Here is an 18,727-nt window from a genome sequence, read left to right on the forward strand (position 1 = left end):
GTTCGACTGGCCGCAAACCGGCAGCGCAGCGGCGTTGGGGGGATAAATGCAGGGCATACAGCAAAGTTTGCCGCTTGCCGTGGTTCGCGGTGAGCCGGTCAGTGAGCTGCCGGCAGATCTCTTTATTCCGCCCGAGGCGCTTGAGGTGTTTCTGGAGGCCTTTGAAGGCCCGCTCGATTTGCTATTGTACCTTATCCGTAAGCAAAAATTGGATGTGGTGGAGCTGCCGCTGACGACAATCGCGGCGCAGTACCTTGAATACATTAAGCTTTTGACCGATGCGCGCATCGAGCTTGCCGCCGACTATCTGGTGATGGCGGCAACGTTGGCGGAAATCAAATCCCGTTTGCTGCTGCCGAAAATGGCGGTGGAAGATGAAGAAGAGGAAGACCCCAGAGTCCGGCTTATTCGCCAGCTTAAGGCCTACGAGGCCATTCGCGAGGCGGCCTTTAAACTCGATGATTTGCCGCGGCTTGAGCGTGATGTGCATCAGGCCCGTGCAGCACCATCGCCGGGGCTTAGGCCTGAAATTATTCCGCCGGATGTGTCGCTTAAAGAGCTCGCGCTGGCCTTTGCCGAGGTGCTTAAGCGGGCGTCTGCCTTTGAACATCATCAGGTGAAAAAAGAAGCGCTCTCGACCCGGGAGCGGATGAGCCAGATTTTGGCTCTGCTGAACCATGAACAATTTACGCCCTTTGGCAGGCTGTTTCACATCGATGAAGGCCGCGCCGGGGTGGTGGTGAGTTTTCTTGCGCTGATGGAACTGGTGAAAGAAAGTCTGGTGGAGCTGTACCAGGCCGAGCCTCTCAGCGGCATTTATGTCAAGGCAGCCTGATGGCACAGATTAATAATATACAGCTCAAACAATTGATAGAGGCTTGCCTGTTTGTTCAGCAAAAGCCTTTAACGATTAAAGCCTTACGGGAAGGAGTGCTTGCTCCTTTTGCCGTGTCACGGGAGCGGATAAGCAGCGCCGTTGCCGAGCTGATAGTCGATTATCAGGAACGGGGTGTCAATCTGGTTAAGGTGGCGGGCGGTTACCGCTTTCAAACCCAGGAATCCCTGAACCCTTACCTGCAAACCCTGTGGCAGGAAAAGGCGCCCAAGTATTCACGGGCAACGCTGGAAACCCTGGCGGTGATAGCTTACCGCCAACCGGTCACCCGGGGGGACATAGAGCAGGTACGGGGCGTGGCGCTTGGCAGCCATATCCTCAAAACGTTATCTGATCGTCGCTGGATCAGAGTGGTAGGGCACAAAGAGGTACCGGGACGACCGGCGCTTTACGCCACTACTACAGAATTTTTGGCCTATTTTGGCTTGGACAGTCTGTCATCTTTACCGGAGCTGGCTGATCTTGAGTCATTGGATGCGCTGTTTGGCAAGCAAACTGAATTGCCACAGCCGCAGGAAGAATTAACTCATGAGTGAAAAATTGCAGAAAGTCTTGGCCCGTGCAGGCCATGGCTCCCGTCGTGAGATGGAGGCATGGATTGCTGCAGGACGAGTGAGTATCAACGGCGAAATCGCCAACCTCGGAGACCGGGTCGACGCCGATGCCAAAGTGCGTATCGATGGCCGTCAGGTGTCCATCAAGTCTGCCGAAGACATTATCTGTCGGGTGCTGGCTTATCATAAGCCCGAGGGCGAAATTTGCTCGCGCAAAGATCCCGAAGGCCGCCCAACCGTGTTCGACCGTCTGCCCAAGCTGCGTGATGCGCGCTGGGTTGCCGTGGGCCGTCTGGACATCAACACCTCGGGTTTGCTGCTGTTTACCTCAGACGGTGAGCTTGCCAACCGCCTGATGCACCCTTCAAACGAAGTGGAGCGTGAGTACGCGGTGCGTACCTTTGGTGAAATTTCTGAGTTCACCATCCAGAAGCTGCGCACCGGCGTGATGCTCGAAGATGGTCCGGCTCAGTTCGATTACATCAAGGCCGCCGGCGGCGAAGGCCAGAACCAGTGGTGGCATGTGGGCCTGCGTGAAGGTCGTAACCGTGAGGTGCGCCGTCTTTGGGAATCCCAGGAAGTGCAGGTAAGCCGCCTTATCCGCGTGCGTTACGGCATGATTGAACTGCCCAAGACCTTGCCCCGTGGTGGCTGGATGGAGCTGCCGATTGAACAGGTGAACTACCTGCGTCATCTGGCCGGGCTCGATCCTGAAACCCGCTCCATGATCGGTGCCGACAAGCACAGCTTGGCCCGCGCTACTCAGGTGCGCAGCGCCAAAATCCGCCGTGCCGTGCGTAAGAGCAAGGGCGCCGTGGCGTCAGCTTCTGCAACCGCCAAGCCTGCGTCCAAGCGTCCAAAGCCGACCCGTACCCGCAGCTGATAGCTGCCGTACCCTTGTCAAAAGGCCGCATTTGCGGCCTTTTGTGTTTTATGCGCCTGTGTTTGCCGTTTATCTGTGTTATACCAAAGGCAATCATGGACAAGAGACAAGGGTAACCGATGGAACTCCTTGCTGCGGTTAAGATTTGGGATAGGGCCGACCATAATGCCTTTACCGATCTGATTGAGTTTAATGGCGCTCTTTACTGCGCCTTTCGGGAAGCGAGCGAGCATGTGTCGCCGGATGGCGCGCTCAGGGTGCTGAGGTCGGTAGATAGCGGCGATAGCTGGCAATCGATTTCACTTATCACCCATCCGGATGGCGACCTTAGGGATGCACGGCTGCTGGTCTTTAAGGGCAGGCTTTATCTCTTTGGCGCCCTTGCGGTAAAAGGCAAGCCGCTTCGCTCACTTATGTGGCGCTCGCTTGATGCGATGGCATGGTCGGAAGCAGAGGAGTGCGCCGATATCGGCTACTGGCTGTGGCGGGTGATTGAAATCGATGGCGGGGTTTATGGCGTGGCTTATCGCCCCGGCGCCGATGGCGATGTGCGTCTGTATCACGCCGCGCCTTCCTCCGACATGCTGTACGGCACGGATTTTAAGGCGCTGGTGGCGCCCTTAAGCAGTGAAGGTTACGTTAACGAGTCAGGCCTGTGCATTGAAAACGGCGAATTTACCTGCCTGCTTCGGCGCGATCCTGTGTGGGATGAGCGTAAAAACGCACTCCTTGGCAAGTCTTCTGCGCCTTATACTGACTGGTCCTGGCTTGAGCTTGATTGCCGCATCGGCGGCCCGGTGGCGTTTCGTTGGCGCGGGCGCCTGCTTGCCATTGTGCGCCTCTACAACGAGCGGGTGCGTACCTCGCTGGTGGAAATTTGTGAAACCACAGGCCATGTGGCCGAGCATCTGGCGCTGCCTTCCGGCGGTGATACCAGTTACGCCGGAGTGGTGATGGATGGTCCTTCAGAGGAGCTTAAGATAAGTTACTACTCTAGCCACGAGGGCAAAACCGCAATTTATTTCGCAAGGCTAAAGCTTGAATAGGGTGTCAGTATAAGTGAGCGCCTGTCGCTATCTGTGAAATGACTGAGTAACAAAAACGGCAGCCTGGGCTGCCGTTTTGCTTTTTTACCGTTAACCATGTGCTGCTTATTGATGCGCCAGCATATAGTCCAGCGCAGCGCGAATGGCGGCCACCTGCGCGGCATTACATTCTTCGGCGGTTGCCTTGGGGCTGTCGGGATACACCTCGGTGGTGGTGGTAAAGCGGGCATTGGTGATCCCTGCGCACAGGCCCAGCGCCTTCACCGGATAGTTAATCACCCCGTGCTGCACCACAAGCGAGCCTATGATATTGCCCTTGTCATCCGGCGGCGCTATATGGGTCACTTTTTCAACCGCGTCAATAATGGCTTTTTGAAAGCCTTCCTGCGGGTTTTCGCTGTCGCCTACCAAATAAAAACCATCGGGGATGATGTCTGGCTCGTAGGCTTTGCCGTCGCGGGCAGCCAGCGCCGGGCGGAATTCACTTTCGTCGCTGTCGGTGGTTTCGTGCAGGTCGATGTGCATCAGCACCTTGTCTTTAACAGGTGCAACCAGCGCAAGCAGCGCGGCCGATTCTTCCGATGGGCTGTCAGGCACGAAGGAGCGGTTAGGGTCTACCGCTTTTGGGTTCCAGCGGTTAATGATTTCATACGCCCAGGGGCTGATACAGGGGGCTATCAGCAGATTGACCTTGCCAGCGTAGTCATCGGCGTGATGATGCAAAAAATCGAGCGCACCCTGCACGCCACTGGTTTCGTAGCCGTGCACGCCGCCGGTCACCAGCGCGAGTGGCAGCCCGTCTTGCCACTGGTTTTTTACCGCATAGAGCGGAAACTCATCCGGAGCAATCGACAGCGCGCCATAGCGCTCAAGAGTAAAGCGCTCGCCAAGGGGCAGAATGCGGCTTAACACTTCTTCACGGTAGCTGCGTTTCACGGTTTGGGCCTGGAACCAGGCGGTTTTTTCGCTGTCAGTCCAGGGCGTACCCGGCGTGCCGATAGGGTAGGGAGTGGTCATGGTCTTGAGTCTTTTTATGGTGTTAAGTGGTGAGAACAAGGCCCGCATCGGCGGGCCTTGATAAAGCGGCTTATTGGGCGCTGAACGCCTGGCCGTTACTATCTTTACTGGCATCGGCCATCAGATAAACATAGAGCGGCATCAGCTCTTCGGCGGTTTTCAGGGTTTGCGGATCTTCACCCGGATACGCATTGGCGCGCATCTTGGTGCGTGTGGCACCGGGGTTGATACTGTTGGCGCGCACATTGGTACCGTCGCACTCGTGGGCGAGCACCTGCATCATGCCTTCGGTGGCAAACTTGGAGAAGGAGTAGGGGCCCCAGTAGGCACGGCCGGTGCGGCCAACGCCACTAGAGGTAAACACCACTGACGCCAGCGGCGCTTTACGCAGCACCTTGAGCAGATGCTTGGTCATGATGGCCTGGGCGGTCACGTTGACCTTCATCACTTCTTCGAGTGAGGCCAAATCGATATGTTCAAACGGGCCAAGCACCCCGAGCACGCTGGCGTTGTGCAGTACGCCATCAAGCTGGCCAAATTGCTCTTCGATGGTTTCGGCCATGTCGCGGTAGTTTTGCTCGCTGGCACCTTTCATATCGAGTGGCACTATGGCCGGAGTTGGGTAACCGGCGGCTTCGATTTCATCATAAACGGCTTCCAGCTTTTTAACCGTTCTGCCAAGCAAAATGACAGTGGCGCCATGGGCAGCGTAAGCGAGCGCCGCAACGCGGCCGATACCGTCACCGGCACCGGTAACCAGAATTGTTTTGCCTTTCAGGGCATCGGGTGCAACTTGATATTCCAACATGGATTTGAACTTCCTCTTGGCGCAACGTCCCGTCAATATTGGGGGATTTCTTGAGTCAAACAACTGTTTCAAACAATTGACTGTATATTGTGGTTACGCGCCATGATTATGTGTGACAAAAATGTAGCGAACTCAATATTTTTGCGTTAAGTTGAAACGAGTTACGGACAACCATAGGTCCGGTTGGCTTCGCAATATCGGCTATTGTGACCAATTTCTTGGTGAAAACAAAATTATTACAACAAGATTTGGGGAAAAAAGATGAAAAGACTCATTCTGGGTATGGCAATCGCGTCTGCCTTGGGACTCTCTGGCTGCGGCGGTGAGGACAGTGTTAATGAGCTCAAGGAAAATATTGAGCCGTTGATCCCTGAATCTCATTTGGTGTTTGACCCGGCTAAAGGCCTGGTTCCGCTTCCAAACGATCTGCTGTTCAGTGGCACCCTCGATGGCACCCTGAACATTCCGGGCGAGCAGGGCGGCGACTACACCAATCCGCAATACGCCTTGGGCGCCCTCGACGGTTGGTCAACTACCCAGCCTATCTCCATTGATTTTGCGCCGTCGTCCGACCACAGTGGCAATAAGCTTACCCTCAATGAAGCTTCTGTGATGCAGCCTGGTGCCGTGCGCGTGTTTGAAGCCACTGTTGGCGGCGCGCTGTCGTCCGATGCGGAATGTAAAGCCAAACCCTCGGTTTCGGCCTGTAAGATTGGCGATGAACTTCAGTTTGGGGTCGATTTTGTCAGCAAGGCTGTCGGCAACAAGATAGTCATAGTGCCGCTGAAACCGCTCAAAGCCGGTACTTCTTACCTGTATGCCACCACCAATCGGATTGAAGACTCTGAAGGCCGCCCGGTGGCAGCTTCTTCAACCTATGCATCGGTTAAGATGGATATCACGACTCATCCGCTTGGCACCGAGGCCCAGCGCGGCTTGCAGGCGCTGGTCAACAGCTATGAAAATGCGCTCGATTCAAAGGGCGTTGATAAAGCAAGCATCAGCTACTCTGCCATTTTTACCACTCAGTCGGTAAATCCTGCCTACGAAACCTTAAAACTGCTGATGGCCAGTAACCCTGCCTTCAAGCCAGGTTTCGCAGCGCCAACGCCAACCGGCATGACAGTATCGCAGATGGCAGGACTGACCCCTGACATGGGTATTGCCTATGTGCTCGGTAATCTTGCTGATGTCTACACCACCACCCTCAAACTGCCCATTTACGGTGATTGCTCTTCCAATGGCTGTTTGACCGCCGACATGAAGCCCAAGATTAACGGCCGCTGGACTGCCCTTGGCGACAGCCCTGTGTCTGTGCTGCTTGCGCTGCAGGCCGGTACCCTGAGCCAGCAAAACTATGGCGCACAGGCGGTTGCCCAGGGCATTACCGATCCGGCTGCGGCACTTGCCAATCCGGCGCTGCTGGCGGGTAAACAGTTTAAACTCGATGACGGCACAGCCGCGGACAAAACCCGCCACGTCACCAAGTTCAACCCTATTCCGGCACCCAAGACCTATGAAACCGTGCCTGTGCTTATCACCATTCCGGATGTGGCAAAGCTCAAAGCCTTTACCGAGGCTCAGGGCCAAACCTTTGTGCCCCCAACCAACGGCTGGCCGGTGAACATTGCCATGCACGGCCTTGGCGGCGGTAAAGAAATGGCGCTCGCCTACGCTGGCAGCTACGCCGGTGTCGGAGTGGCCACCATCGCCATCGATATGCCACTGCACGGCGCACGCGGTTTTGACGCTAACAAAGACGGCATTTATGAAGTGTCCGCCAGCGACCCATCCTTTGGCGATGCCATCGGCAAGCCGGATGCATTCAAAAACGGCAACCCACTGGCGTTTGTGAATATCGCAAGCTCACTGTCGGTGCGGGATAACTTCCGTCAGGCGGTGGTGGATCATCTGGCGCTGCGCCTCGCGCTGACCGGTTTTTACGAGGCAATGGCGGCGGCCAAGCAGCCACAGGTGTTTGATGTCAGTAAAGTGTCGTCTCAGGGCCTGAGCCTTGGCGGTATCGTCAACACTAACTTTGCTACTTACGCGTCGACCGGTCTTCGCGATCCGGCGAGCGGTGCAAGTCTGCCTAACGCCTACGGCATTACCGCAGCCTCGCTGGTAGCGCCATCGGGCGGTTTGGCCGGTTCGTTTGCAGGCTCAGCCACCTTTGGCCCGGTACTGTTCCAAACCATTACCGCCACGCCTGAGTTCAAGGCGCAGGTCGACAAGGCGAATGTGGGCGGGTTTGCCCCGGGCAGCCCTGAATATGCCGCGCTGGTGCAGCAGGTTTATGCCGCCTTTATTCCAAGCTTTGCCTTTGCCATTCAGACCGGTGTTGATTCCATTGACCCTGTGAACCACGCTTCGATGTTGAAGGCGACCGGTTTGCCGGTGCATCTGATAGAAGTGGTTGGTGATGGTAACGGTAACCTGCCGGATCAGGTGCTGCCCAACAGTGTCGATGGCTTCCCGCTGTCGGGTACAGAGCCTTTGATTGCCACCCTTGGCCTCGAGTGCCGCGATGCGACTCAGGCTGGCTCTGGTGCGGTTCGCTTTATCAAGGGCCATCACAGCTCTATCGTGAGCCCCGACGAGAACGAAGCCACCGACGGCATGGCGGCGGCAGCAACCGCCGAAATGCAGTGGCAGGTAGCGGGATTTGCCAAGTCGGCTGCCGCGGGTTCAGCCACCATTCTGGTGAACGATGCCAGCGTGCTCAAAGCGTGCGAATAAATCGCTAAACGACTGATGAAACCGGCCTTTATGGCCGGTTTTTTGTTGGTTTTATTGAACAACTTGTTAGAATAGCGCCAATTTTACGCGAAGCTCGGTGCCTCGCGTCTGGATTGCTCCTCGCCTTGTCGATGGGGCCTGTGTTACCGATGGAGCGTCTTTTGGAATTTTTATACGAGTACGGATTGTTTCTGGCTAAGGCCCTGACTCTGGTGGTGGCTGTTGGTGCGCTGCTGCTGATTGTGACCTTTGCGGCCAAGGCCAAAGGGGAGAAGGGCGAGCTGGTGCTGACCAATGTCTCCGACGATTTGGCCGAGCTTAAAGATCACCTCAAGCATGAGCTGCTCGATAAAAAAGCGCTCAAAGCCTACGAAAAGGCAAAAAAAGCCGAAGAAAAGGCGCAGGAGAATGACGACAGTGTCAAGCCGCGCACCTTTGTGCTTGATTTTAAAGGCAGCATCGATGCCCATGAAGTGGCATCACTCAGGGAAGAAATCACCGCCGTACTGACAGTCGCCGAGCCCGGTGATGATGTGCTGGTGAATGTGGAAAGCGGCGGCGGTATGGTGCACGGCTACGGATTGGCATCAAGCCAGCTTGACCGCCTGCGTCAGGCCAATATTCCGCTGACCGTGTGTATCGACAAAGTCGCAGCCAGCGGCGGCTATATGATGGCCTGCGTCGCCAACCGCATCTACGCCGCGCCGTTCGCGATTGTGGGCTCGATTGGGGTAGTGGCGCAGCTGCCAAACTTCAACCGCCTGCTTAAAAAACATGATATCGATTACGAGCAGCACACCGCCGGTGATTTCAAACGCACCCTGACACTCTTTGGTGAAAATACCGAAGAAGGCCGGCAGAAGTTTCGTGAAGAGCTTGAGGAAACCCATGAGCTGTTTAAAGCTTTTGTAGCCAAATACCGCCCGGCGCTTGATTTATCCAAGGTGGCCACCGGTGAGCACTGGTATGGGCAGCAGGCGCTGGCACTTGGGCTGATTGATGACATCAGCACCAGTGACGACTTGATTTTGAAGGCGGCCTCAGAGCGTACTCTCATAAAAGTGCGTTATCAGCAAAAGAAAAAGCTGGCCGATAAGTTTGCCCACGGCGCGTCTATGTCGGTCGCTGCGATTGTCGACAGACTGATGGAAAGAAACCGGCCCTTGCCATAATCTGTAGGCTTGATGCCTGGCGAAGATGTTGGGTTCTGATGTTTGGCTCTGATGTTTGGCGCTGATGCTGCACTTTCACAGGTCTTTAAGGCTTTTTAATCAGCACCTTAACCCGGCACAGCCTGCATCAACAAAGTCTGCACCAGCAAAGCCCGCCCCAGCGGGCTTTTGTTTGCCCAGCGTTTGAGCATGTTGCGCGCCGATTGAGTATGTTGCGCAGCGATTGCGCCTGTGCTGCACGCTTTGCCTTCCGGCTTCACTCTGCGCCTTCATGCTTAAAACTGTGCCTTTAGGCGGGGATCTCTGCTCACACGCTTGAATCTGCGACATTGCGCCCACATTTACAAGATAACAGGATGCACAGGCGCGGCATCGGGCTGCGCGCAGGGATAAACATTGCTTACCTTTGAACATATTCGCTGGGTCGATGATAAAGGCCATATCCGTCCGCCGCTGTTTTTATACTTGCTGCTGGCCTTTTTGGGGCGGGGCTGGCTGGTGTTTATTGCATCACTTACCCAGTTTAACGACCGAGCCGGTCTGGTGAGGCTGTTTTATCCACAAAAAGAAGCGTTTTTGCTGGCGCTCGCTTCGGGTGTGGGAGCTGTGCTGTGTTACGTTCTGGTGCTGCTTGAGCGTAAGAGGCGCCCCGAGTGGGCAAGGGGCAGTTTCAGCCGGATGAAGTGGCTGCTTTGGCCTTTGCTTCTGGTTGAGGCGGGCTTATTGATAAGCCGGCTTATCTCGACCGATTATCTGTTCAGCTGGACTGCGGCCATGGATGCGGTGCTGGTATTCTGGTTCGCCCTTTATCTTGCCAAGTCACAACACCTCTCGCTGTATTTCAAAGACTGGGCTAAACCCATCATCCAGCAGTAAATCCTCAAAAAAAAGCGCTGCCGAAGCAGCGCCAATATCGGCAAAGCGTTGGAATTTCCAGGCTTTGCTGACCAACAAACGTAATATATTCCATTGGCTGAGTAACTTACCGCAACCTTGGACAATTGACAGCAACACAAAAACCACCACAGAGCTCGGGGTGAGAGAACTGTGACAGCGGCGGCATTATCACATCATTGAATAATGTATGCAATATCCATTGTGGCTGTGTTGTAAAATAATTGGCGGAATTGCGATCGGCCAGACAAAAGTTTGAGTAGATTATTTGCGTTGTGACAATTGAAGAATTACGCTTTTATTTCATGGCATTGGCGTATGTAATTTTCAGTTGTCAGCAATGTAAAGAACAATATCTGCCGCGGAGGCCCGGTTTGTCGAAGAATAAGCCCATCTCCATTCCGGTGACCGAGCTTAGGTTGGGGCTGACAGTCAAGTTACCCCTGTCCTGGACTGAGCACCCGTTTCTCATCAATCGCATTGAGCTTAAAGAGCAGGCTCAAATCGACATGATCCGTGCCCTCAAGGTGAGCCACGTGCTGGTGCTGGCCGGTGCTGAGCTGCTGGATGCCGATGTACCAAAAGAAGAAGTTACCCTCGAGGATGATGACGACGGCGGCGAAGAACTGCACGAGCGCGATCATCGTTTTGAGGCAAGAGTTGCTATCCGCAACAGCCAGCGCCGTTTTTTAACCTGTGTCAATGAGGCACGAACTCTGGTAAGCAAGCTTGGCAGCGATCCTGAGGGCGCCTACCGCGTGTCAGCCACCCTGGTTGAGCAGATGCTGGAGCATCTGTTTGAGTTTGAAGAAGCCTATCTGGCGCTGGTGAGCAGTGGCGATGCGGGGCCATCCATTACCCAACATGGCATCAGCGTTGCTGTGCTGTCGCTGATGATTGCCAAAGTGCTGGATTTGCCGAAAAAAGAGATGCGCGACATTGCCCTTGGCGCCCTGCTGCACGACATAGGCAAACTCAAGGTGCCTGATAACATCCGCCGTAAACGCGGCGCGCTGACACCGCAGGAGCAGAACTTTATCAACCAGCACCCCAACTATGGCCATGAGATGTTGTCCCGCAGCGGGCTTTTTCCTGAGGCGGTATTGCACATAGTGCGCCATCATCATGAGTTTATTGATGGCACGGGTTTCCCTGATGGTTTGACCGCAAAAAAGATGCCGCTGACCACCCAAATTGTTGCCCTTGCCAATGACTTTGAGTTTCAGCTGACTGCCCTTAGCATCGCCTCACCGCAGGTGGCGCTGGGTTACCTCTTCAAAAATCGCGCCGGTAAGCATGACGAGATGCTGATTTCGACCCTGGTGAAGGTGCTTGGCATTTATCCCCCAGGCACCCTGGTGCAATTGTCCGATGGCTCTGTGGGCAAGGTGATGATGACCACCCGTGAAGTAAAGCAGCCCAAGGTGTGGTCCTGTAACAGTGCCGGCGGCGATGCCGGGCTTAGGTTACTTATCAATGAAGATGTGAGTATCGACAGGGTGCTTAAGGTCGAAGAGCTTTCCGAGGCGGCGATGCGAACCTTGCAGGCCGAGGCGCCAATCAATTTTTACTTTGCTGCCCTTGAGGCATAACGGCTGTTTGCCGCGTGTCTTCGTTCTGGTGATCCCTGCTTCTTCTGCTGTTTCTTCTTGGTGCGGGGGCTTCTTTGTCGACCACAGCCTCCTTGTCGCGCGTGTCTTCCTTTTGGTTTGCTGAAGTTGGCATGTGCCACTCCTTTTAGCGTGTTTGTCATCTTAGACGGTGTAGCGTCCGGTGAAAGGCGAGGGGAAAGCCGGCAGTGCACTTGACACCGTCAGATCACTCTCGTCATATCACTCTCGTCACATCACTCCCGTTATTTCATTCCCGTCTGTTCGTACCTACGCGCTGATTTGCTCAGGCGATACTTGAGTTTTCATCCAGCCTGCGTATCCTGAATGCCACTTCTATTGGCTGGTTTTGCAAAGGTTTATGTCTTCAGTATCCAGTGCTGCTGTTTTAACTAACACGCTGCCGTCGGTCAGTGTAATTGGTTGTGGTTGGTTTGGTTTGCCGCTGGCGCAGCAATTGCGAAGGCAGGGTTATGCCGTTAAGGGCTGTAAGCGCAGTCCTGAGGGGGTGGCCATGTTAAGCACCCTCGGGATTGAGGCCTATTTGCTGGACCTTGACACCGATGACGCTGCGTCGCCCGCGCTGCTTGATGCCGATGTGCTGGTGATAAACCTGCCGCCGGGGCTTCGGCGCGGTGACAGCGGCTACCTTGAGCGCCTGTCACGCTTGATTGTTGCGATGAAAACCGCCCCGAAGCGGCTTATCTTTATCAGTACCACGGGCGTTTATCCTGATCTGGTGCAAACCATGACAGAAAGCGACGCCTGTGTGCACTCGCCTGTGGCGGCTGTGCTGCTTGGCGCCGAGACGCTGTTTGCCGGACTCAATACCACAGTGGTGCGTTTTGCCGGGCTTGTTGGCCCCGGGCGTCATCCCGGCCGCTTCTTTGCCGGTAAAACCTGCGTTGGCGGTGCAAATATGCCCGTTAACCTGGTGCATCTGGCGGATTGCATAGCGGCGGTGCAGTTATTGATATCAGCCCCAGATGTGGAAGCCGTGTACAACCTTTGCGCGCCCATCCATCCGGATAAAAAGACATTTTATACCGAGGCTGCACGGTTGGCCGGTTTGCCGCTACCCGATTTTGTAGCGGACGATTTAGCGGATAGTGCAGCGGATGCTCAGGATAATAAAGGCGGCAAAACCATCGATGGCAGCCTGATTTGCCGTGTTCATGGTTTTGAGTATCGCTATTGCGATCCGATGGCGCTGCTTCAGGACGCGCATGCTTTTAAGTGAATGGCTTTTAAGTAAATGGCGTTTTAAGTGAATAGTACATGGCGTGAAAGCTTTTTTAAGCGAGGCTCCGGTCTGGCAAACCGGTGGTATAACTAGCTTAGCTAAAAAGTGGCCGCATCATCGCCATCAGCGGCCACAGTGACAGTGGGTTTACACAATAATAACCGAGAGAAGGACATTTCTATGCGCTTGATATTGAAGGGCTCAGCATTACTCGCAGGGCTGCTGATGTCTGCGGCCCTGTTTGCGGCCGATTTTGTCGAAGGGAAAGATTACGTCAAGGTCGAGGGTTTCCCTGAGGCCAAAACACCGGTGGTGCGGGAGTTTTTCTCCTATAACTGTCCCCATTGTTACCGGATGGAGCACACGCTGTCACCCGTGGTTAAACAGCTTGGCAGCGACGTCAGTTTTGAGCGCACGCCGGTGGGCGCGGGGCGTCCGGCCTGGCAATTAAGCCAGCTTGCTTATTATCTGGCGCAAACCTTTAAAGTGACCGAGCAAAGCCATGGCGCGATTTTTAAACAGGTGCAGGAGCTTGCGCCCTTTGCAACTGAAGCCGACGTAAAGCGCTTTTTTGAAGGGCAGGGCATAGCCGCAGCCGACATTGACAAGGCGCTGGCCTCCGCCGATCGCAGCTTTACCCTGATGGGGTATGACAATCAAACGGCGTTATCAGGAATAAGCGGCGTACCAAGCCTTCTGGTTAACGGCAAATACATGCTCAATATTCAGGGCCGCAGCAGTGAGGAGCTGGCGGCGCTGGTGAAGTTTGTCGCCAAGCTCTGATTATCTATGCAGTTAAACGCGCCCGGCCTTGCCGGGCGTTTTTGTTTGTTAGACCTAGGTCGCACAGCGGGTAAAAAAACGGTTTAGCAACTTGCTGTGTATTTGGCTTAATTGAATTAAAAACAAACAGTTAAAGCTATATTGGTGTAGGTCGCAATTGCAACTTAGACTAAGGTCGTGATTGAGGTCACACTTCGCCTTGCTAGATTAACCCTGACTTAACTTAATTATTAAAACACAGGGGAGTCACAACAATGGCATTCGAAAGCAACGAAAAGGCACAGGGTTACTGGCGCGAAAATCTTCGCCTGGTGATCACCCTGTTGGCAGTCTGGTTTGTCGTATCTTACGGCTTTGGCATTCTGCTGGTGGATGTGCTTAACCAAATCACCTTTATGGGCTTCAAACTGGGATTCTGGTTTGCTCAGCAGGGTTCCATGTACGTATTCGTGGCGCTGATTTTTATCTACGCAGCGAAAGCGAACGCACTCGATAAAAAATATAACGTTCACGAAGACTGAGGAGCACTGCGATGGATGTTCAAACTCTGACATACCTGATTGTGGGGCTTTCTTTCGCCCTGTATATCGGTATCGCTATTTGGACCAAAGCTGGTTCAACCAAAGAATTTTACGTCGCCGGTGGCGGCGTGCCCCCTGTAATGAATGGTATGGCGACTGCCGCTGACTGGATGTCGGCTGCATCGTTTATTTCACTGGCGGGGATCATCTCCTTTGCCGGTTACGACGGCTCTGTGTACCTGATGGGTTGGACCGGTGGCTACGTGCTGCTGGCGCTGTGTATGGCACCCTACCTGCGTAAGTTTGGCAAGTTTACCGTGCCTGACTTTATCGGTGAGCGCTATTACTCCCAGGCCGCCCGCACTGTGGCTGTAGTTTGTGCCATCTTCATCTGCTTTACCTACATTGCCGGCCAGATGCGCGGCGTGGGCGTGGTGTTCTCCCGCTTCCTCGAAGTGGAAGTGGACACCGGCGTATACATAGGTATGGCTGTGGTGTTCTTCTACGCCGTACTCGGCGGTATGAAGGGTATTACCTACACTCAGGTTGCCCAGTACTGCGTGCTGATTTTCGCCTTCATGGTGCCTGCGATTTTCCTGTCGGTGATGATGACAGGTCATGTGCTACCACAGATTGGTTTTGGTGCTGAGCTGATTGATGCGGCTGGCAACGGTACCGGTGTGTATCTGCTGGATAAGCTCGATGGTCTGTCGACTGAGCTTGGTCTTGCGCCCTACACCGACGGCTCCAAGAGCATGATTGACGTGTTCGCCATTACTGCTGCGCTGATGGTCGGTACTGCCGGTCTGCCACACGTGATTGTGCGCTTCTTTACCGTTCCAAGGGTAAAAGATGCTCGCTCTAGCGCTGGCTGGGCGCTGGTATTTATCGCCATCATGTACACCACTGTACCTGCACTGGCAGCCTTCTCCCGCGTAAACATGATTGAAACCATCAATGGCACCGACGGCAAGGGTGTTGCCCATGAGCAGGCACCAGGTTGGGTTCAGAACTGGGAAAAAACCGGTCTTATCAAGTGGGAAGACAAAAACGCCGATGGCCTGATGTACTACGGCAAAGGCAAGATTGAAGACGCTGCTGCGCCTAACGAGATGAAAATCGACAACGACATCATCGTACTGGCTACCCCTGAAATCGCCAACCTGCCAGCCTGGGTAATCGCGCTGGTGGCTGCGGGTGGTCTGGCTGCCGCGCTGTCAACCTCTGCCGGTCTGCTGCTGGTTATCTCGACCTCGGTTTCTCACGACCTGATGAAGAAAGGCTTTGCGCCGAACATTTCTGACAAGCAGGAGCTGCTGTATGCCCGTATCGCGGCGGCCGTGGGTATCGTAATTGCCGGTTACTTCGGCGTTAACCCACCCGGCTTTGTGGCGGCGGTAGTGGCCTTTGCCTTCGGTCTGGCGGCATCGTCACTGTTCCCTGCCATCGTTATGGGGATCTTCTCCAAGAAGATGAACAAAGAAGGCGCGATTGCCGGTATGGTGGCAGGTCTTGCCTTCACCACTTGCTACATCGTGTACTTCAAGTTTGTTAACCCAACCGGCAACATCCCAGCCAACTGGCTGTTCGGGATCTCTCCGGAAGGTATCGGTATGATTGGTATGATTGTGAACTTCGTAGTTGCTGCGCTGGTTGCCAAGCTGACTGCCGCTGTGCCTGCCCATGTAGAAGCGATGGTTGACTCTATCCGCTTCCCTAAAGGTGCCGGCGAAGCTTCGGATCACTGATAATCGCTCGAACGATTGACCTAACATCAATCAGGTAAAAACGGCGCTTCGGCGCCGTTTTTGTTTTTATGCCCACGCCATCGGCTGTTGGATTTTACTATGGTCGTATAGTGATTTTCAGCGCCACCGTTTTATAGTGGGGGCTTATGGTTAACCCCTTGGGGAAATGGAGCTTTTATGGATGCCAGTGAAATTGAGCCGCTAAACCAGTTTCTCAGCCAACTGGTGCCCTTTGATTCTCTGTCCGGCAGCGAGCTTGGCGAGAGTATCCGCAAATTATCCGTTGGCTACTACAGCAAAGCCATGGGCCATGTGCCGCTGGACCCGGCCAATCCGCAGCTCTATATCGTTCGCAGCGGCGCCTTTGAGGTGCGGGACGGCGAAGGCGAGCTGCTTGACCGTCTGGGCGAGGGTGACTTTTTTGGTTTTCCATCGCTCTTAAGCGGCGAAGCCACCACCAACAAGGTCGCAATTCTTGAAGATGGCCTGGTGTATCACCTGGACCCCGACACCTTCAATTATCTTCGTCGCCAGAGCCGCGAATTTGACCGCTTTTTCAACCGCGCTTTTGCCAAACGGCTGCGGCATCAGGCGCGCTTCAAAGCCAAAGAGCTTACCACCACCAGTCGGGTGAGCTCGGTGATGGCAAGCTCGCCGCTAAAAATTGACTGTAACGACAGTATTCAGACGGCGGCACGGATGATGCGTGACGCACGGGTATCGTCGCTGCTGGTGACTGATAACGGCAAGCTGTGCGGCATTTTAACCGACAGAGATCTTCGCAATCGGGTACTTGCCGAGGGGCTTGATGGCCGTTTGCCTGTGCATCAGGCGATGACCCGTCAGCCGGTGACCATTCATGCCGCGGCGCTGGTGTTTGAAGCCATGCTCGCCATGAGCGAGCGCAATATTCACCACCTGCCGGTGCTCGATGGCGATGAGCCTGTGGGGGTGATTTCCAGCACAGACATTTTGCGCAGTCAGGGCTCGCAGCCTCTGATGCTGATTGGCGAAATTGAGCGCCAGCGCGATGTCCCAAGTTTGATTGGGGTCAGCAAAAAAATTCCTGAGCTTTTGCAAAGCCTTATCAGCGCCGATGCCCGCGCCGAGGAAATCGGCCGGGTGCTCACTTCGGTAACAGACGCACTGACCCGCAGGCTCATAGTGCTCAATCAGCAAATCCTCGGTGAAGCGCCGATGGCCTTTTGCTGGCTCGCCTTTGGCTCTCAGGGGCGGCAGGATCAGGCGGCCTGCTCAGATCAGGATAATGGCTTGCTGCTTGCCCATGAGCCCGATGACCACGCCGCCGGCTATTTTGATGCTCTCAGTCACGCCGTGTGCCGTGGGCTTGATGAGTGCGGCTACCGCTTTTGCCCGGGCGACATCATGGCGCAAAACCCAAGCTGGCGCATGAGTCTGGATAAGTGGCAGCAGGTGTTTGATAAATGGGTAAAATCCCCCGAGCCAAAAGCCTTGATGCACGCGTCCATCTTCTTTGATATGCGCCCGGTGTTCGGCCCGCAAACCTTATTTGATGCGCTGCAGGATAAGGTGCTCGCCGGCACCAAAGACAATGATATTTTCCTTGCCGGTATGGCCGGTAACAGCCTCAAAGAAGCGCCGCCACTCGGGTTTTTCCGAAAGTTTGTATTGGAGCGCGATGGCAGCGAAGTCAAGGGTATCGACCTTAAGCACAAGGGCAATGCGCTGATTAATGACATCGCCAGGGTGTACGCGCTGAGCGCCGGGATCAAGGAGGTCAATACCGCCAAGCGCATTCGCGCGCTGATGGAGCTTGGGGTCATTGGCCGTAAAGATGCGCTTAATCTTGCTGATGCGCAGGAGTTTATCGCCCATATGCGCTTGGCCAATCAGGGGCGGCAGCATGAGCAGGGAATAAGCGTCAGCAATTACTTAAAGCCACAGCAGTTATCGTCCCTGGTGCGCCATCAGCTGAGGGATGCCTTTAAAGTGGTGCACGACGCCCAGTCCGGCTTGCGGCTTAAGTTTTTGCGAAGCTTTTGATGGTGTCCTCAACGCTTATCCGTCCTCGGCTTTGGTGGAAAAGCCGCCGTCTTAACGAGCCGCTCCTTGCCGAGCTGCTCGTGAGCCAACGTAAGCTGTTGTCGCTGCCCTTGATTGAGGTGCCGCTGCTCGCGATTGATATGGAAATGACCGGCCTTAATCCGCTTGAAGATCAAATTCTTGCCATCGCCGTTGCGCCGCTTCAGGGCGGTATGATTAAGCTTTCTGAGGCGCAGGAGGTGCGGGTCGCGATTGCCGGCAGCGTTGGCCAGAGCGCGGCCATTCACGGCATTACTGACCGCGAGCTTAAGGATGCCATGAGTCTTGATGAGGCGATGCGCTGGCTTATCAGTCGGCTTCATGGCCACATTGCGGTGGCGCACCACGCGCCGCTGGATTTACGGTTTGTCGGGCAAGGGATGGCGCAGGTATTTAAGGAGAGCGCGCCGCTGCTGGCGCTCGATACGCTGCAGCTTGAGCGGGCGCGGCTGCTTCGCTGTCAGGACGTGATTAAAGAGGGCAGTTTACGCCTCGGCGCCTGCCGCGAGCGTTATGGCCTGCCGGTGTACCACGCCCACAATGCCCTCACCGATGCGCTTGCCTGCGCTGAGCTGCTGCTGGCCCAGCTTGCTGCCATGGGCGCCTGGCAGCAGCCGCTTTCAAGTCTGGCGATGCTGAGCGACTGATTTTTGAATTGCTGCTTAACGTTTTTGCGCCATGTGGGCATCAAAGCCGCGATTTAACGCGATTTTGCGCGATTTAGCGCGATTTACCGAAGGATAACTCAGC

At 54.9% G+C, this 18,727-nt stretch carries 16 protein-coding genes; 14 read left to right on the forward strand and 2 right to left on the reverse strand.

Annotated elements, in window-relative coordinates:
• Positions 1-46: 46 nt before the first annotated feature.
• The 4 genes from KJI95_RS18400 to KJI95_RS18415 all read left to right on the forward strand — a co-directional run bounded on the left by KJI95_RS18400 (position 47) and on the right by KJI95_RS18415 (position 3,378).
• Positions 47-835 (forward strand): segregation and condensation protein A, encoded by a 789-nt coding sequence (locus KJI95_RS18400; RefSeq protein WP_214508669.1) that lies wholly within the window; start codon positions 47-49, stop codon positions 833-835.
• Positions 835-1,431 (forward strand): SMC-Scp complex subunit ScpB, encoded by a 597-nt coding sequence (gene scpB / locus KJI95_RS18405; RefSeq protein ID WP_214508670.1) that lies wholly within the window; start codon positions 835-837, stop codon positions 1,429-1,431. Before KJI95_RS18400 ends, scpB begins: the two co-directional genes overlap by 1 nt.
• Positions 1,424-2,332: a 23S rRNA pseudouridine(2605) synthase RluB gene (gene rluB / locus KJI95_RS18410; protein WP_214508671.1), complete on the forward strand. Its 909-nt coding sequence runs from the start codon at positions 1,424-1,426 to the stop codon at positions 2,330-2,332. Before scpB ends, rluB begins: the two co-directional genes overlap by 8 nt.
• A 119-nt stretch (positions 2,333-2,451) precedes the next feature.
• Positions 2,452-3,378 (forward strand): exo-alpha-sialidase, encoded by a 927-nt coding sequence (locus tag KJI95_RS18415; RefSeq protein WP_214508672.1) that lies wholly within the window; start codon positions 2,452-2,454, stop codon positions 3,376-3,378.
• A gap of 105 nt (positions 3,379-3,483) precedes the next feature.
• On the opposite strand, the gene KJI95_RS18420 is transcribed toward KJI95_RS18415, so the two are convergent.
• Together KJI95_RS18420 and KJI95_RS18425 are read right to left on the reverse strand one after the other, a co-directional pair.
• Positions 3,484-4,395, reverse strand: coding sequence for a M14 family metallopeptidase (locus KJI95_RS18420; protein ID WP_214508673.1), 912 nt, complete (start codon positions 4,393-4,395; stop codon positions 3,484-3,486).
• 70 nt (positions 4,396-4,465) lie between these two features.
• Positions 4,466-5,203, reverse strand: a complete 738-nt coding sequence (locus KJI95_RS18425; RefSeq protein ID WP_214508674.1) for a YciK family oxidoreductase — start codon at positions 5,201-5,203, stop codon at positions 4,466-4,468.
• A 261-nt stretch (positions 5,204-5,464) separates the two neighbouring features.
• Here KJI95_RS18425 and KJI95_RS18430 point away from each other — a divergent pair, with 261 nt between their 5' ends.
• The 10 genes from KJI95_RS18430 (at position 5,465) to KJI95_RS18475 (ending at position 18,624) form a co-directional block, all read left to right on the forward strand.
• Complete coding sequence (locus KJI95_RS18430) at positions 5,465-7,942, forward strand: VolA/Pla-1 family phospholipase (RefSeq protein ID WP_214508675.1); 2,478 nt, start codon at positions 5,465-5,467, stop codon at positions 7,940-7,942.
• 161 nt (positions 7,943-8,103) lie between these two features.
• Positions 8,104-9,114: a protease SohB gene (sohB, locus tag KJI95_RS18435; RefSeq protein WP_214508676.1), complete on the forward strand. Its 1,011-nt coding sequence runs from the start codon at positions 8,104-8,106 to the stop codon at positions 9,112-9,114.
• Positions 9,115-9,510: 396 nt separating this feature from the next.
• Positions 9,511-9,990 carry a DUF2919 domain-containing protein gene (locus KJI95_RS18440; protein ID WP_214508677.1) on the forward strand — a complete coding sequence of 160 codons (480 nt, stop codon included), beginning with the start codon at positions 9,511-9,513 and terminating at the stop codon, positions 9,988-9,990.
• A gap of 392 nt (positions 9,991-10,382) precedes the next feature.
• Complete coding sequence (locus tag KJI95_RS18445; protein WP_250885951.1) at positions 10,383-11,600, forward strand: HD-GYP domain-containing protein; 1,218 nt, start codon at positions 10,383-10,385, stop codon at positions 11,598-11,600.
• 379 nt (positions 11,601-11,979) lie between these two features.
• Positions 11,980-12,858 carry an SDR family oxidoreductase gene (locus KJI95_RS18450; protein WP_349356758.1) on the forward strand — a complete coding sequence of 293 codons (879 nt, stop codon included), beginning with the start codon at positions 11,980-11,982 and terminating at the stop codon, positions 12,856-12,858.
• Between the two features lie 183 nt (positions 12,859-13,041).
• On the forward strand, positions 13,042-13,644 hold the full coding sequence (locus KJI95_RS18455) for a thiol:disulfide interchange protein DsbA/DsbL (protein WP_250885953.1): 603 nt from the start codon (positions 13,042-13,044) through the stop codon (positions 13,642-13,644).
• Between the two features lie 254 nt (positions 13,645-13,898).
• Positions 13,899-14,165 (forward strand): DUF4212 domain-containing protein, encoded by a 267-nt coding sequence (locus KJI95_RS18460; protein ID WP_214508679.1) that lies wholly within the window; start codon positions 13,899-13,901, stop codon positions 14,163-14,165.
• 11 nt (positions 14,166-14,176) lie between these two features.
• Positions 14,177-15,913 carry a sodium:solute symporter family protein gene (locus KJI95_RS18465; RefSeq protein WP_214508680.1) on the forward strand — a complete coding sequence of 579 codons (1,737 nt, stop codon included), beginning with the start codon at positions 14,177-14,179 and terminating at the stop codon, positions 15,911-15,913.
• A gap of 177 nt (positions 15,914-16,090) precedes the next feature.
• Positions 16,091-17,938, forward strand: coding sequence for a DUF294 nucleotidyltransferase-like domain-containing protein (locus KJI95_RS18470; protein ID WP_214508681.1), 1,848 nt, complete (start codon positions 16,091-16,093; stop codon positions 17,936-17,938).
• Positions 17,938-18,624: a 3'-5' exonuclease gene (locus KJI95_RS18475; RefSeq protein ID WP_214508682.1), complete on the forward strand. Its 687-nt coding sequence runs from the start codon at positions 17,938-17,940 to the stop codon at positions 18,622-18,624. Before KJI95_RS18470 ends, KJI95_RS18475 begins: the two co-directional genes overlap by 1 nt.
• Positions 18,625-18,727: the final 103 nt, after the last annotated feature.

It is taken from the genome of Shewanella jiangmenensis (assembly GCF_018596335.1).
Taxonomy (GTDB): domain Bacteria; phylum Pseudomonadota; class Gammaproteobacteria; order Enterobacterales; family Shewanellaceae; genus Shewanella; species Shewanella jiangmenensis.